The sequence below is a fragment of the Methylotenera sp. genome, assembly GCF_029945535.1.
GTDB lineage: Bacteria > Pseudomonadota > Gammaproteobacteria > Burkholderiales > Methylophilaceae > Methylotenera.
Map to the genome: position 1 here is coordinate 612,261 of NZ_JAQSCU010000010.1, position 16,587 is coordinate 628,847.

A 16,587-nucleotide genomic window follows, 5' to 3' on the forward strand; every position below is an offset into this window, starting at 1 on the left:
GCGAATGTTTAGAGCCTAAAATACTACACCTAGATTTTCTCAACCAATAATAATTTAATAAGCGAAGAGCTAAACTTGTCTATAAGAAATAACACTCTATGGAATCTATTCGGATCTGCAAGCCCATTTATTGTTGGGATTTTTGCTTTACCGTACTTACTGCATAAAATTGGTATGGAGAGGCTAGGGGTCCTAACATTAATATGGACTTTAATAGGATATTTCAGCATCTTTGATTTTGGCCTAGGTAGAGCGTTAACACACCAAGTTTCAAATCTCAGAGCGCAAAATACTCCAGATGAAATATTAGCGACTGTTAAAACAGGCTTGTTTTTGATGTTGGGATTTGGCTTTTTGGGGGCAGCAATCGTTGCAATGTCCACTTATTTCGGAGCATTGCACTGGTTAAATTTAAGCTCAAGTATTTATCAGGAAACATATAATGCAATTATGATAGCCGTGATCGGCGTGCCACTGACTATACTTACATCAGGTTTTAAGGGGGTGCTAGAGGGGTTCGAGGAGTTTCAAGTAGTTAACATTTTAAAATCAGTTTTAGGTATAGCAAATTTTGCATTACCTGTTGCAGTTGTTCATTTTTTTAACTCTTCACTTTCAGGCATAGTACTTGGGCTAGTTGTTGCTAGATTCTTTGTTTTCTTGTTACACGTACAATTAACAAATAATAGTATTCCACTAATGCAAATAATATATTCGCATAGCAGTAAGGGGCGGACTAAGTTGCTAAAATTTGGTGCTTGGATGACAGTCTCAAATGTAATTAGCCCATTAATGGTAGTGGCTGATAGATTTATTATTTCACATTATATAGGGGCTGCTGCAATTGCATTTTATACAGTGCCATTTGATTTTTTGTTTAGGTTTTTAATTCTGCCTGCAGCACTAACTACAACTTTATTCCCTAGAGTTACGTATCACTTTACTGCGGATAAGCATCGAGCAAAGCAACTATATCTTAAGAGCTTGAAAGTGATAGCTATTTTAATGTTTCCAATTTGCTTTTTGGCATCTCTCTTATCATATCGAGGTTTAGACTTTTGGTTAGGATCCAACTTTGCCCAAAGCTCATATTTGGTTGCCTCTATAATTGCCATAGGAATTTTCTTTAACAGCATTGCTCAAGTGCCACTTATGGTGCTTCAGGCGTCAGGTGATGTTAAAAGAACATCGTTAATTCATCTGTGTGAATTCTTGATATACGCACCCATACTTGTTTATGCCGTAATGAAGTTTGGACTTATTGGCGCGGCTTGCAGTTGGTTGTTGCGAGTAGCCGTAGACTTTTTTCTGTTACAGACATTCGCAATGCAAAAATTTGATGATTTAAAAGAAAAATCTAATGCAATATAATTTTGCTATTGGATTCGTCACATACAATCCCACGCTAGAGTTTCTGTGTCGCCTAGAATTACTTAATCGAATGGGGTGCAAAGCGTACTTGTACGATAACTCTCCCGAATGTGAAGAAACAAGGCAGCTAGTTAAAACCTTGGAGCATACTAGCTACATCACAGCAGGCAAAAATCTTGGCCTAGGAGTCGGACTTTCAACCGTATGTGCCCAAGCATATTATGATTCATTTCCAACACTATTGTTTTTTGATCAAGATACGGTGTTCAACGAAGAAACAATCAATTATATACAAGAGTTTATAGAAGAGAATCTTAGCAACATACAAGATAAATATACGGCAGTTGTATTTGGCGCAAGTAGTCATACCAATCAGAGAAATACAAATGATGCTGAACTGAAAAAGTTTGATTTTTTTAACGTCACCTTAGCAATCAGCAGTGGCAGTTTATTTATTTTAAAAAATTTAAAAAAAATAGGATGGCATAATGAAACATACTTTGTAGATTGTGTAGATTATGAAATCTGTCTTAAATCTATCGTTAATAATTTTAAAATTGGAAAATGTTTAAATGCCCCAGGTTTTGATCACTCAAGTGAGCAGCCAGACAAAATTTATACTATTTTAGGCACATCAATATCGCTTAGACGCTATTCATTTTTTAGAATTCTAGACACAACAAAATCCAGTACAAGGTTATTTTTCTCATCTTTGAAAATGAGGCAGTTTAAATTCGCATTGAGCATCCTTAGAAGTTACGGGATCTATTCAGCAGCACAAATTTTGGCAAGAATCTTCAGTAAATGAGATAAAACTTATGAATACAATTAATCAATTAACAAATAAAGAAGTGGCTGTTTTTACAGTGTGCAATTTAGCATACCTACCAAGAGCTTTGGTTTTAGCTGACTCTTTGAGTCGTCACAATAGTGGACGCTTGAAAGTCATAATTTTTGATAAAAAAATAGAGTTGCCAGACGCTACCAGAATCGCCGATATTATCTGGATAGAAGATATTGGCGTACCTAAGTTATCTGAATTGGCCTTCATGTATGACATTATTGAATTTAGTACCAGTCTAAAGCCTTTCATTGCTTTAAAGCTACTACAGACCCATCAATCAGTGATATTCATGGATCCTGATACCTGCTTATTCGCTTCATTAGCGCCTATCATTGAAGAACTTCAACAGTCCCCAATTATCCTCACACCTCATTACACAACACCGCAACCCAACACTGCGCATGAATCAGATTTGGCAATGATGCGATTCGGCTCATTTAACCTTGGATTTTTTGCCGTTAATAACTCATCAGAGGCTAATAGCTTCTTAGCATGGTGGTCAGAAAGATGCATCGCGTTTAGCTTTATGGAAAGCCAATTTGGACTTTCCACTGATCAAAAGTGGGTCACTATTGCGCCATGCTTATTTAAAGATATTCACATATCTTTTAACCTTGGTTATAACGTAGCGCCTTGGAATACATACGAGCGGCAGATAACAAAGACCGATGCTGGCAACTATATTGTTAATAATTTGTACCCATTAGTGTTTTTCCACTTTAGCAACTTTGTAGCTGCCGACCCTGAGTATTTGAATAAAAGAGCTAGTTGTGAAGCGGGTGAGCGTAAACCAGTATTGTTGGAGCTAGGCCTGTTTTATAAGGAGGCTTTGCAAGAGATGACGGCTAAAGTGGGGTTGTCAAAATACTCCTATGATTACATGTCCGATGGCGCTTATATTTCGCCAACTTTAAGAAGAGCGTATGCTGCAGTCCGTTCTGAGTTAGCGCCTAATCACGACCCTTTTGATGTTCAAGGCCCTGTTGGAAATTTTGCTAGAAAAAATCATTTGTTAGAAAAAACTGAAAGTAAGTATGTGCCTCAGGGTACAAAAGATGCGGAAAATCATGGCTTAACATTCACTTTGATCTACTTCATAATGCGCCAAATATTACGCTTTGTAGGACCTAATAAATTTTATAATTTATCAAGACTTTTCGTATATCTGTCAGCGTACAGAAAAAACAGAGCATTATGGAAATTGTAAACAATATATGAGTTTCAAGCAGACGCAGATATGGATAGACTTTGCTCTATTTAAAATTCCAAGTTTTATGTGTAAGTTTTTTGGGAGGAGTGAACATATAACTAAAGCCACTCTTTTCAAGCATGCTTGAAATCGCTGAAAAGTTATTGGCGATACTATTTAGTCTTCTAATCTTTGGCCAAGCATATTTAATTAGGCGGACTTTTGGTACTTACCTTATACCAGCCGCTTTATTTTCATTGGCTTGGTTCTTATATACGATTATTCCATTGGTCGTTCTCTTTAGTGTGCCCATTAATCCACTTTCTATTTTTTATATTTTGATATGTGTTTCTGCATTTTCATTGAGTTCACTACCTTTTAATTGGATCAAAGCGCTCAAAAACAACGCATTAAAAACGACTTCTGATTACAACCAATTTAATAGTAAGTTTATCTACTATTTGTTTTACATATCAATTTCTTCATCCCTTATCTTTACAATAGCGGCGGCAGTCTCCAATGGATTTGATCCTTATTCAATGGTATTTAATCTTATGGAAACAAGCGGTGAATATGCAACGATGCGTGGGCATGGTGAGCTGGACTATGGTAATTTGGGGCGTTTAAGTATACTTTTTACTTATATAACACCTATATTAGGTGGGTTCATTTCTCACCATCAAAAAAATAGAGCATCTCAATTAACGATCTTATTACTGTCCTTTACTCCAACTTTGTTTCTGATGCTCACGCAATCTACGAAGATTATATTATTTGTTTCTATCGGATTTTATTGTGCAGCTATTTTTTTAATGAAAATATATTCAAAAAAACTTGAGCTCTTTAATTGGCGCTTAATTTTAAGATTTGTTGGATTGATTCTATTAGTATTTCCACTGATATCCATTTCATTCTTATCAAGAGATCATTTTTCAGATTTCGATGACGCAGAAAAAGTAATTAGTCAATTGAGTACATCTGTTAACGCTTATGCTTTTGGGCAAATATATGCATTTTCAGACTTTTTTACGCACTATTTAGGGTTTGATACTGAGTTAAATTACGAGGATAGTTATAACTCATATGGCTATTACACTTTTAAGTCTATATTAGACTCATTAGGTGGCGATAAAGAATTTCCTATTGGAATTTTTGAGGAAGGATATTCTTATAAAGAGGTTGTTGCTACGAATATTTACACAATATTTCGTGGGCTTATTTACGACTTTGGTGGCGTTGGTGCAATATGCTTTATGTTTGCTTTCGGCTTATTGATACATACTTTCTTTTATAGAGTTCTTAATTCTCGCAATTCATGGTTTGCTTGCTCAGTATTTATCGTGTCAGTTGTTTTTATACAATTTACATATCTTATGAGTCTATTTATGGCTAGATATGCTTATTTAATTTTAGTAGCTCTTGGTATTACTCTTTGGGCTAATAATAAATATTGGATGAAATCATACAATCATGAATGATGTTCAATTGAAAGCAGTTGTTGTTTCTAGAAACTTTAATCCAGGACATTATTCTCATCTCCTAGCAAGTTACAAAGTGCTTTCTGAAAATAATATTAATACCTATATGTATCACCATGCACTTTTTAATAATATGGGTGTTATCGAAAAGAAACGAGTATTTAACAATATTTATGAATTGAAAGCCTTAGGGAAAATTGATTTGGCAATATTTTGGTTTCCTAGCTTCAAAAATATAATAGACACTATTTTTCTTCGTATTTTTTATCGAACGCAGGTCGTTTATGTCTTTCATGAGCCTTATGAATCTGTTCGAGCTTATCTTGATGCTGGTTTTGGGTATTTAAAGACTTTTAAAATACTACTAATAAGTGTGGTCAACTATTTATTGGTTTTACTTTCCAACAAAGTTGTATTGCCCTCAAGAAAATCCTTCAATACATTTGAAACCAAGTATTTGCATACCAATAAAAAGTACGTGCTTATTCCTTTGCTATTCGATGATGAGGCGGTGCAAATAAAGAATGGTAGTGAGCGTTTTAATATTTCGTATATAGGTACAGTTGCTGAAGACCATGCATTTGATGAGTTTGTCACGTTTGCGGTTCATGCCATAAAAAATAATTGGTTTCCCAAATATAAGTTTTTAATTGCGACAAAGAGTAATCTACCACTTGCCCAACGTATAGCATTAACTCCATATATCACTTCTGGCAATGTTGTGATTGAAGAGGGTAAGCCTATGAGTAATGAGGTGATCAATAAGCACTATAATAATAGCGTCGTTGTCTGGAATGCTTATAGGCGATCAATGCAAAGTGGTGTTTTGCCAAAAGCATACATGTTTGGAACGCCATTAATTGTATCGTCATCTAATTTAAGTGAGTTTTTTCAAGACCGCCAACATGGGGTTGTGATAAATAGCAAATACGATATTAATGAACTAAGAGAATCAGTTAACAATGTTATCGTTAACTTTGAAAAGTATTCACTGAACTGTAGAAGTACATTTATGACCACCTTTTACTATAAGGCTTATGAGAAAATACTTATGGATTTTATTATGGATGAAAAGAAAGTTGAACTGTAAATAATGACCAAAACCAGTGTTGATCTTGAGTCCCCATCACCCTATATTGAGACAGGCTCATTTTTCTATAAAATTAAACGTAAGTTAACCTACGCATTTGCTATAAATGCGATTAAGAATATAAAAAATAAAGAAGAAGCCTTTTCCTTACTTGAAATAGGAACTGGATCAGGCTATTTTTTATCATTTATACATTCGGAGTTTCCACATGCTTCGCTGGCTGGCATAGAGTATGACCCAAGGTTGCTTGAGGTGACGAAAGAAAAAGTACCTTTTGCAAACTGTTTAAAGGGTAATGCTGAAGTGTTTGATTTTGGTGATGAAAAATTTGACGTCATTGTCTCTTTTCAAGTGATTGAACATCTCTACGAACCTGAAGCTATGCTTGAGCGTGTTAAAAGTCACTTAAAACCAAACGGGATATTTATTCTTACCACTCCTAATCTAGATGGTTTGGGTGCCCGAGTTATGGGTAAGAAATGGCATGGATACCGAGATGATCACGTTTCGCTAAAGGGTTATAACGATTGGCGTGCATTATTAGAGAAAAATGGTTTCGTAGCCACATATTGTGGTTCAACTTTTTTTTCAGGTATTCCAATTCTTAATAGATTCCCACTAGGCTTGGTTAACTGGATGTTGTTAGTAGTTTTTGGAACGGCTCGTTGGAAAAAAGGCGAGTCTTTCGTTGGTATTTTTAAAGCTTTAGATTGATATATTACATTTGATGGGGCAAGCATGAGTTTTTTAACATCATTTCAAGGTAAGTCTTTACTAATCACAGGTGGGACAGGTTCATTTGGAAATGCCGTACTAAATCGTTTCCTGAACACTGACATTTCGGAAATTAGAATTTTCAGTCGAGATGAGAAAAAGCAAGACGATATGCGTAAGCATTATAATAATCCCAAGTTAAAGTTTTACATTGGGGATGTTAGAGATCAGCGTAGTCTTGCTCAAGCTTTGCGCGGTGTGGATTATTGTTTCCATGCCGCGGCTTTAAAGCAAGTTCCGTCTTGTGAGTTTTATCCTATGGAGGCTGTTCGTACTAATGTAATGGGTACGGAAAATGTACTTGAAGCTGCAATTGAAAATGGAGTGAAACGAGTAGTTTGCTTAAGTACAGACAAAGCTGTTTACCCAATCAATGCGATGGGTATTTCCAAGGCCATGATGGAAAAGGTGATGGTGGCCGCCTCACGTAATTTAGAGCATTGCCAAACAGTGATATGCGGTACACGTTATGGCAATGTAATGGCTTCTCGTGGCTCGGTTATTCCACTTTTTGTAGATCAGGTCTTAGCAGGAAAGCCTATTTCAATTACCGACCCCAACATGACAAGATTTATGATGACATTGGAGGATGCCGTAGATTTAGTTCTCTATGCTTTTGAGCATGGTGAAAATGGCGATATCTTTGTGCAAAAAGCACCGGCAGCCACTGTAGGAGTGTTGGCTGAGGCGCTATTACAGATTATGGGTAAGTTAAGTCATGATGTGCAGGTAATCGGTACCCGGCATGGGGAGAAATTGTACGAAGCTTTACTTAGCCGAGAGGAGCGGGTGGCAGCCCAAGATTTAGGTGGGTATTATCGCATTCCACCTGATTTGCGTGATTTAAATTACGGTAAATACGTTGAGCAAGGTGAGGTGCAGATTTCTGAGGCAGTTGACTACAACTCCCATAACACAACAAGATTAGATGTTAATGCGATGAAGGAGTTGTTACTTAAACTTCCATTCATGCAAGCCGTTGCTCGTGGTGAATTTGCTCAAACGGAGGGCTAAATGCGAGTACTGGTTACAGGTGCGAATGGATTTATTGGTAAAAATCTAATCGTGCATCTTCACGAGCAAGGCATTGAGTCGGTATTGTTTACTCATGATATGCCAATATCGGATTTGGATAGCATGCTGGATATTGTCGACTTTGTGTTTCATTTAGCTGGAGTTAATCGACCTAATGATGACATGGAGTTCGCTGAAATTAATGCAGGTTTAACTGAGAAGCTTTGTGATTTTATTCGCACAAGTGGTCGATCAATCCCAGTACTTTATACCTCTTCAATTCAAGCAAAAGCTGACAATCGTTATGGGTTGAGTAAGTTGGCTGCTGAAAACTCACTACAAATGCTGGAGAAGGATACAGGTTCACCTGTATACCTATATCGTTTACCGAATGTATTCGGCAAGTGGAGCAGGCCAAACTACAACTCAGCTGTAGCAACGTTTTGCTATAACATTGCAAATGACTTACCTATTCAAATCAATGATCCTTCCGCATTAGTGCATTTAGTTTACATTGACGATGTGATTAAAGACTTTTTACAAGTATTGGAAGAGCGGCCCGTTGGGGTAGTTCGTCCCGAAGTAATGCCAAGTTACACAATTACTGTAGGTGAAATGGCTGCTCAAATTAAGAGTTTCAGAGCAAGCCGAGAGTCAATGATTACGGAGCCAGTTGGATCTGGTTTAGTAAGGGCGTTATATTCTACTTATTTAAGTTTTTTTAAACCGGAACAGTTCTCATATTTGCTTAGTGCACATGCTGATCCACGCGGTCGATTTGTAGAAATGTTGAAAACAAAAGATTCCGGTCAGTTTTCATTTTTTACAGCACATCCAGGAGTCACTCGCGGTGGTCATTACCACCATTCAAAAAACGAGAAGTTTTTGGTTATTCAAGGCAGCGCAAAGTTTGGTTTCCGCCATTTAGTTACGGGTGAAACATATGAGAAATTCACGGATGGTGAGAGGCCTGAAGTGGTTGAAACGGTTCCAGGTTGGTCACATGACATTACTAATATAGGCAGTAACGAAATGATTGTGTTGCTTTGGGCTAACGAGATTTTCGATCGTCAACACCCGGATACAATTACACATAAGGTTTGATATGAAGAAATTAAAAGTAGTCTCAGTTGTCGGAACTCGTCCAGAAATTATTCGATTATCCCGTGTATTAGCAAGCTTAGATGAGCATTGTGATCACATTCTTGTTCATACGGGTCAAAACTACGACTATGAGTTGAATCAGGTTTTTTTTGATGACCTAGGTGTACGTAAACCCGACCATTTTTTAAACTGTGCCGCTAACAGTAATAGTGCAGCACATACTATTGGAAATATGATTATAGCTGTAGATCAAGTGTTGGCCGATGAACAGCCAGAGGCAATGTTGGTTTTAGGAGATACCAATAGCTGTCTGTCTGTGATTCCGGCAAAACGGCGCAAAATCCCAATTTTTCACATGGAAGCAGGAAATCGTTGCTTCGATATGCGCGTGCCGGAAGAAATAAATCGGCGTATTGTTGATCATACTGCCGATATAAATTTGACTTATAGCACGATTGCTAGAGATTATTTGCTAAGGGAGGGATTGCCCCCTGACATGGTAATAAAAACAGGTAGCCCAATGTTTGAAGTGCTAACGTATTATCGACCCCAAATTGACGCTTCTGATGTATTGACACGTCTGGGTCTTGCAGAAGGGAGTTATTTTGTAGTCAGTGCGCATCGTGAAGAAAATATTGAAGCTCCTCAAACCTTTGCTAAATTGGTACGCATCATAAATATTATTGCAGAAGATTATAATTTGCCAGTGATTGTATCGACACATCCGCGCACTCAAAAGCGGATTGATTCAACAAACTCTAAGTTTCATCCCCAAGTGCGACTGTTAAAACCTCTCGGCTTCCATGACTATGTGAAATTACAATTGTCGGCTCGTACAGTACTATCTGATAGTGGCACCATTAATGAGGAGTCGTCTATTCTCAATTTCCCCGCATTGAATATTAGAGAGGCGCATGAGCGTCCGGAAGGCATGGAAGAGGCTGCGGTAATGATGGTTGGACTTGAGGTTGAGAGAGTGCGGCAAGGGTTGGCAATCTTGGCTACTCAGTCACGTGGCGAAGATCGTAGTATGCGACAAGTTAGTGACTACAGTATGCCTAATGTGTCTGATAAGGTGGTGCGAATAATTCATAGCTATACCGACTATGTGAATAGAAATGTATGGAAATTATAAATGGTTGATTCCCCCAAGGGCGATTTAGAACGTAGCAATAAATCTCGATTATTTATTATTTCAGAGTTTGTTGATTGCACTCAAAATTCTACTGGATATTACTGGTCAAAGATTATTCATGGGCTATCTGAAAGATTCAATGACGTTTGTGTTATTGCACCTAAATCTAGTTATCATAAAGTTGAGAATGCCTCCGATTTTGTGACTTATATCCTTGTAAAGGATATTGTTTATAACAAAAAAAATTTAGTTACTCGCTTGTTCGGGCAGGTTGCTCAGTCCTTATTTTTTGCTAAGGCAATTATTCAAAATGTTCATCGTGGGGATGTGGTTTTTTCTGGCACCAATCCAGCGCTACTACTTGTTCTAATTTCAGTCTTAAAAGTAATAAAGGGCTTTAAATGGATGCTTCTTGTTCATGATGTTTTTCCTGAAAATTTGATAGCTGCAAAAGTTATTGGGCAAGCAAGCGTATTGTACCGACCTGTAAAACAATTGTTTGATAAGGTTTACTCTTCAGCTGATACTCTTATAGCGATTGGTCGCGATATGCTTATATTATTAGCTAAGAAGACAAAGGAGTCGAATAAGATTGAATATGTAGCAAACTGGGTCGACCCGAGGGATATAGTGCCTTTGCCGCGAGATAGTAGTGAGCTTATTTGTAAACTTGGCGCAGATGAGAAAATAATTTTTCAGTTTTTTGGAAATCTTGGGCGATTGCAGGGTATTGATAATTTATTAAATGCTATTTTATTGGTTAAAAACAATAAAGCAGCTTTTGTTTTTATTGGATCTGGGTCTGAGGAAGCTCTAATTTTAAACTTCATAAAGAATAATCCTGATAGGAATATCATTCATCTTTCTGGCATGCCATTTAGCCGCAATAATGTCGTGTTATCCTCATGTGACATTGCAATAGTGTCACTTGCTGAAGGCATGAATGGCTTAGGCGTTCCTAGTAAGGCATACTTTTCACTTGCCGCAGATAAACCTTTACTAGTTGTTACTGAAAAAGATTCTGAACTTTTCAGCCTAGTATCTGAAGAAGAGTCAGTGGGCTGGTTTTGCGAGCCATGCAACCCTACAAAACTTGCATCTTTGATCGATGATATCTGTAAGGATGATCTTTTTATCTCCCAGGGAAGTCGCCGGGCTGTATTGATTAAAAAGTATGGATATGAGTATGCAATTAAGAAGTACTTCAAATTAATCTCTGAATTGACGTCATGATATTCTGGGAAGTCCATAACCTAACTTTGAAAAATGTTTAGATTAAATATCTACTTCAGGAGAGGCATTGAAATATGCATAAAAAGATTAAGCTGGTATTGAAAAGTCTTGCTCGGGTTTATGGTGCAATAGCTACACTCCCGTTTCGTTTTAAAAGCAATAAAATTGATTTTCCAGAAAATGTATCTCACTCTGACTGGGTAGATTTTTTGTCTAAAAAATTTAATAAAAAAGGCATTCGAGTTCTTGAAATTGGCTCTAGAAATTTTACTGGCGCGAATCTTCGTTCAAAATTCTCTGATGCAGACTATACTGGATTTGATTTTTATGCGGGTGAAAATGTAGACGTTGTCGGTGATGCACATAAATTATCAAGTTATTTTAAAAGTCAGCAAAAATTTGACTTGATATTCTCGTCTGCTGTTTTTGAGCATCTACATATGCCATGGATTGCCGCTATGGAAATCCAGAAGATGCTGAAAGTTGATGGTTTTGTTTTTATAGAGACACATTTTTCTTTTTCATCTCATGAGCGCCCGTGGCATTTTTTTCAGTTTTCAGATATGGGGTTGAGAGCTTTGTTCAATGATTCACTTGGCTTTGATTTAGTCGATAGTGGGATGAGCAATCCAATCTCAGGTTATTTTTCTCATAATGCGGATGTTTACCTAAGGCATTTACCAATTACTGAGTTGTATTGTCATAGCGAGATACTTTGCAAGAAGCGATGCGAGGTCGATAGTTTCGAGTGGAGCAGGGTTACTATTGATGGGATAGTTGAGGGCACACGATATCCAATGCCAAAATAGTAGTGAGCTGAATGTATTATCAATAAAATAAATGTTGACTGCTTATAAGTTGGTCAATTGAGACATATGAGCAAGGACAAGTTGCTCTGATTTTGAAGCTTACAAAAATCTCTATATTCAAGATATGCCCATTAGGTTCTAACTTAATCGTTTTATAGGAGTAGCATGCTGTATAAACATAATTATGTATCACTGATGTTTATCATACTGATATTAGTCTAAAGCTATATTGACGAATTGCTGATGAGTAGCATGCACACTGCAATATTAAGACTTCGTTATTTATTTTTGAGTGTAATGTTTAGTTAAAGATGCCAATATGGTGCCACATAGGCTTGCGATTAGTAGCGCTGATAGTGCTGCAGTAAACTTTAAATTCCAGACCTCAGTGCTCATTGCACTTGCTAGTTCACATACCATGTAAGCAATGCCAAACATAGCTAACCTTGGTTGAGTAGAGCTCCGCATAGTGCTAATGAATAGTATTAAAGGCGCAAAAAATAAAAGGCAAGTTGAAATTAATCCCCAGATGCCTGAACGTACTGCATTGGTCGTAAATTCATTATGAAAGCCAGCGTGGAGATTGGATTCACGCACGGCAAGTTGAGAAAATCGTGAAATTTCAGGGTCATTAATATGCTCTTTAAATCCTTGATCTCCCCATCCTGTCAACGGCTTAAGAGTAAAGTAGTAGATTCCCATGCGGAAAAATGACAGGCGCTGTCCAATTGATGTAATTGGACTGACAGAGTCAAGCTGGTAGACTGAGATATCTTTTATTGCCTCATTAGTTCTGTTTTTAACGACATCTACAAACTGATAGGCTGCAAGGCATCCCCCCACTGCAATTGCTGTTGCCAGTAGTGCTGTCATGATTTTATTTTTGAAGTGAACGCGATTGAAACACCATATTGCCAAGACTAATGGTATAGCCATCCATCCTGTGCGACTACCGGATTTTATGGACAGATAAACACCAATAACAAAGCCAATAAATTTTAGAAGTAGTAGCGCCCAAGAATCTTTTCCTCGTAGGTTCATTGCATATAAGCAGAGAAGCCCAATTGTCAAAGTGACATGACCAAAAGTGAGTGGATCGACAAAATAGCTCGTAACTCGCTCTGCACTGCCGCTCCATCCCCCAGAAGTGATATGCGGAAGCAATGCCAAAGTTAGTATAGTCATGACTGGAAAGCTATATTGAAAAAGTGCTATAGTGTCAATTTTTTTGTTGTAAATGTACAAAAATACTGGAATTGCTAGTAGGAAACGAGATGGCGCATCATAATATCGCCATGTCCAGTCGTCCCTCAATGCTTGACTAATAAGAATTGCTAGAATTGGTAGAGCTAGGGATAAAGTTATGATTAAAACCCATCGCATTTGCTTTGCTGGCGTTAACTGAAATTGCTTTTGAGGATAACTATAAGTTTCGCTGCCTATCCAGTCCCATACTAATAGTGTTATTGAAAGTAGGGAAGCTAAAGCCAGTGTATAGCCTGACCAACCCTTCACTGTGAGCGCAAAGAGTGGGGCGATAGCTAATGTGATGAGTAATGCTATATATATAGACTGCTTTATAAACTTCTTTTGCATTCAAAAAGCCTTGTTTTTAAGAGTTGATATATTAATTGTCATAGTGCTGCAAAAGTATTAAACACTTTATTTCTATGATACGTTAAAAGTGGATAGCTTGATATCTAGGCAGTTGCTAGGTAATGGGAGTTTCACATATTTGCTTTATGAATAGATATCGATCTATAAGCTACTTTTGTTAGAGGATGATCATTGTTTATATACTTTTAGTTAACGATTTTAGAGGGTAATGATCGTGCGTTAGCTGTTTTTGATTTCTGTGCAGTCGTTTGTAGATGGCTTCATTTTTTAATTTTGTTTGGTTGTTTAATTATAGAAAGAAGTAAAAAAATTAACATTTCTAAAAAAAGAGCATTAGCTCAGTATGACGAGGATACATCTTCTATTGATTTTGTGAAGTTTATACGACGAAATTTTCGTATATTACTAACTAGTATCTTAATGTGTGTTGTTTTAGGTATTATTGTTTCATTTGTAGTGCCAAAAAAGTGGGAAGCAACGGCTTTGATTCGCGTAGGGCAGATAGGAGATGTGGAGAGTCGGATAGAAACTCCTTTGGCATTAGTCGATAGAATGAAAAGTACGTCTTTTCAAAATAATGTGTTGAAAAGGTTGGGAATATCAGTTGTAGAACAGGATCCCGACTCGAGCAACTTCCGTGAAACATTCAAAGTCAAGTTAAGTAAATCTGAATTAATAAATTTGACTTTGAGAGGCACTTCTCATGATGGCGTTATTTTGCAAATGACAGAGGTGATTAATGAATTGAAGGCCGTACATAACGGTATTTCTGCGCCAGCTCTGAATCGATTGCAGCAAGAGTTGGCTATAATCGATTCGGAGTTAAAACGTAGTAATGAGGAGGTTGAATTGTTAAAAAAACTTATACACGGTTCATTAGCACAGAACACTGAAAACTTTTCGCAATCTGTATTAGTTAGTAGTGTTCTTCTGGCGAGTGACGGGGAGTTGCGATCTTGCCGTGATCGTAAGCGCATTATTGAAGCACAACTAAGTTCAGAACGAACCTTTCCTACTGATGTTTTGGGTAAGGTCGAAGTTTCCTCAACGCCAGTATTTCCTAAAAAGTCACTCTTTGCGATTGTTGGCTTGTTTGTAGGATTACTTTTTGGCGTAGTCTTCTCAATTTTGAAGTCAATTGATTACTCAAAAGGCTCTAATCAAGAAAACTAAATTAATGTATAGTTTTTATATGCATTGACTAGCCTCCCAAAAATTGCATCATGCAGGATTCTAAGCAGTCGCTGAAATAGCTATAGTTACTTTTCAAGAATAGAATAACGCCCTTTTGTGGGCGGTTGAATCCTAAAAACTTAGGTAGGACTATGAATAAGCTCATTAATCGGGATCGACAGCAATGAAAATACTTGTTACCGGCGCTAACGGTTTTGTTGGACGCGCGCTTTGTGCTGAGCTATCTCGACAGGAGTATCTGGTTATAGCAGCATTACGCAAAGGGAGAGCAGAGGTTGATGGCTTGATACAGACTACTGTCATTTGCTCTATTGATAATAATACAGATTGGTCAGCCGCATTGCAGAATGTCGATGTGGTCATCCACCTCGCAGCTCGTGTACATATAATGAGTGATCATGCCGCAGACCCACTTGCCGAGTTTCGCAAGGTTAATGTCGAGGGTACTTTAAGTCTTGCGTTGCAGGCCACTAAGGCAGGTGTGAAGCGGTTTGTTTTCATTAGCTCTATTGGAGTTAATGGTAATGTAACTTCTTCACATCACCCATTTACTGCTGAAGATATGCCAGATCCATACGATGCCTATAGTACTAGTAAGTATGAAGCAGAGCAGGGGTTGCTTAAGCTAGTTGCGATTGCTGGATTTGAAGTTGTCATCATCCGTCCCCCATTAGTTTATGGATGTGGTGCTCCAGGCAATTTTAGACGCATAATTAGCGCTTTAAAAAATCACTATCCCTTGCCATTAGGTGCCATTAAAAATAAACGTAGTTTTGTTTATATCGATAATTTAGTGAGCCTAATTGTGAGGTGCATTGATCATCCAGCAGCTGCAAATCAAGTTTTTTTAGTGTCTGACGGGAATGATTTATCTACAACTGAGTTGTTGCGAGCTTGCGCTGGTGCGCTGAGTTTAAAATCAAGACTTGTGCCTATTCCACAAAAATTGATAGAGGTTTTTGCTGCATTGATTGGTAAAGAAAATGTTGCACAAAGATTGTGTGGTAATTTGCAGGTGGATATTACTAAAGCACGTACATTGCTTGATTGGACGCCACCAACAACTGTCGAAGATGGCTTGAAGGCAACAGCAATCGGTTTTAATAAGGTAAATAAGTGATAAAACGTCTTTTTGATTTCTTGCTGGCATTATCTGCAATATTGTTTTTGATTATTCCGATTATAGTCGTTGCGATCATGGTTCGATTGACTTCAGTTGGCCCAGTAATGTATTGGTCTGACCGAATAGGGCGTAATAACCATATATTCAGAATGCCAAAATTTCGCACTATGTGTATTAATACTCCAGCAGTTGCGACGCATTTGTTACCTGATCCCAAACAATATTTAACGCCTGTAGGTTCTTTTTTGCGCAAATCTAGCTTAGATGAGTTGCCGCAACTTTGGAGTATTATTAAGGGCGATATGAGCTTTGTGGGGCCACGCCCTGCATTGTTTAATCAGGATGATTTGGTCGCATTAAGAACGGAATATGGTGTTGATAAATTGTTACCTGGTTTGACAGGTTGGGCGCAGATTAATGGTAGAGATGAATTGTCGATTCCAATTAAAGTAAAGCTTGATGTAGAGTACTTGCATCAGCAGTCTTTTTTACTGGATATAAAAATTATCTTTCTAACCTTCTTAAAGGTGTTGCATAGAGATGGTATTCAACATTAAAGTAAACATAACATGCATGCATGTTATGTTTACAGTTATATTGATACAATATAGT

15 protein-coding genes are annotated in these 16,587 nt (G+C 37.5%); 14 read left to right on the forward strand and 1 reads right to left on the reverse strand.

Annotated features, from left to right (window positions below; genetic code table 11):
- Positions 1–75 precede the first annotated feature (75 nt).
- The 11 genes from PSU72_RS05970 (at position 76) to PSU72_RS06020 (ending at position 12,041) form a co-directional block, all read left to right on the forward strand.
- On the forward strand, positions 76–1,371 hold the full coding sequence (locus PSU72_RS05970) for a flippase (RefSeq protein WP_300431408.1): 1,296 nt from the start codon (positions 76–78) through the stop codon (positions 1,369–1,371).
- Positions 1,361–2,179, forward strand: coding sequence for a glycosyltransferase (locus PSU72_RS05975; protein WP_300431409.1), 819 nt, complete (start codon positions 1,361–1,363; stop codon positions 2,177–2,179). Before PSU72_RS05970 ends, PSU72_RS05975 begins: the two co-directional genes overlap by 11 nt.
- Before the next feature lie 10 nt (positions 2,180–2,189).
- Entirely contained in the window at positions 2,190–3,422 is a 1,233-nt protein-coding gene (locus tag PSU72_RS05980) for a hypothetical protein (RefSeq protein WP_300431410.1), read from the forward strand.
- A 122-nt stretch (positions 3,423–3,544) separates the two neighbouring features.
- On the forward strand, positions 3,545–4,882 hold the full coding sequence (locus PSU72_RS05985) for an O-antigen polymerase (RefSeq protein ID WP_300431411.1): 1,338 nt from the start codon (positions 3,545–3,547) through the stop codon (positions 4,880–4,882).
- The gene (locus tag PSU72_RS05990; protein ID WP_300431412.1) at positions 4,875–5,972 is read left to right on the forward strand and encodes a hypothetical protein; all 1,098 of its coding nucleotides are present in this window, start codon (positions 4,875–4,877) and stop codon (positions 5,970–5,972) included. Before PSU72_RS05985 ends, PSU72_RS05990 begins: the two co-directional genes overlap by 8 nt.
- Positions 5,973–5,975: 3 nt before the next feature.
- Complete coding sequence (locus PSU72_RS05995; protein WP_300431413.1) at positions 5,976–6,686, forward strand: class I SAM-dependent methyltransferase; 711 nt, start codon at positions 5,976–5,978, stop codon at positions 6,684–6,686.
- 24 nt (positions 6,687–6,710) lie between these two features.
- Positions 6,711–7,760, forward strand: a complete 1,050-nt coding sequence (locus PSU72_RS06000; RefSeq protein ID WP_300431414.1) for a polysaccharide biosynthesis protein — start codon at positions 6,711–6,713, stop codon at positions 7,758–7,760.
- Entirely contained in the window at positions 7,761–8,864 is a 1,104-nt protein-coding gene (locus PSU72_RS06005; RefSeq protein WP_300431415.1) for an NAD-dependent epimerase/dehydratase family protein, read from the forward strand. It abuts the gene before it with no gap.
- A gap of 1 nt (position 8,865) precedes the next feature.
- Positions 8,866–9,999, forward strand: a complete 1,134-nt coding sequence (gene wecB, locus PSU72_RS06010) for a non-hydrolyzing UDP-N-acetylglucosamine 2-epimerase (protein WP_300431416.1) — start codon at positions 8,866–8,868, stop codon at positions 9,997–9,999.
- Positions 10,000–11,232 carry a glycosyltransferase family 4 protein gene (locus tag PSU72_RS06015; protein WP_300431417.1) on the forward strand — a complete coding sequence of 411 codons (1,233 nt, stop codon included), beginning with the start codon at positions 10,000–10,002 and terminating at the stop codon, positions 11,230–11,232.
- 74 nt (positions 11,233–11,306) lie between these two features.
- The gene (locus tag PSU72_RS06020; RefSeq protein ID WP_300431418.1) at positions 11,307–12,041 is read left to right on the forward strand and encodes a methyltransferase domain-containing protein; all 735 of its coding nucleotides are present in this window, start codon (positions 11,307–11,309) and stop codon (positions 12,039–12,041) included.
- A gap of 282 nt (positions 12,042–12,323) precedes the next feature.
- Here PSU72_RS06020 and PSU72_RS06025 read toward each other — a convergent pair whose 3' ends face one another.
- Positions 12,324–13,637, reverse strand: coding sequence for an O-antigen ligase (locus PSU72_RS06025; RefSeq protein ID WP_300431419.1), 1,314 nt, complete (start codon positions 13,635–13,637; stop codon positions 12,324–12,326).
- A 294-nt stretch (positions 13,638–13,931) separates the two neighbouring features.
- Between PSU72_RS06025 and PSU72_RS06030 the strand changes: the two genes are divergently transcribed.
- From PSU72_RS06030 to PSU72_RS06040, 3 genes are all read left to right on the forward strand, one after another.
- Complete coding sequence (locus tag PSU72_RS06030) at positions 13,932–14,831, forward strand: Wzz/FepE/Etk N-terminal domain-containing protein (RefSeq protein ID WP_300431420.1); 900 nt, start codon at positions 13,932–13,934, stop codon at positions 14,829–14,831.
- 184 nt (positions 14,832–15,015) lie between these two features.
- Positions 15,016–15,972 carry an SDR family oxidoreductase gene (locus PSU72_RS06035; protein WP_300431421.1) on the forward strand — a complete coding sequence of 319 codons (957 nt, stop codon included), beginning with the start codon at positions 15,016–15,018 and terminating at the stop codon, positions 15,970–15,972.
- Positions 15,969–16,532 carry a sugar transferase gene (locus tag PSU72_RS06040; RefSeq protein ID WP_300431422.1) on the forward strand — a complete coding sequence of 188 codons (564 nt, stop codon included), beginning with the start codon at positions 15,969–15,971 and terminating at the stop codon, positions 16,530–16,532. Before PSU72_RS06035 ends, PSU72_RS06040 begins: the two co-directional genes overlap by 4 nt.
- Positions 16,533–16,587: the final 55 nt, after the last annotated feature.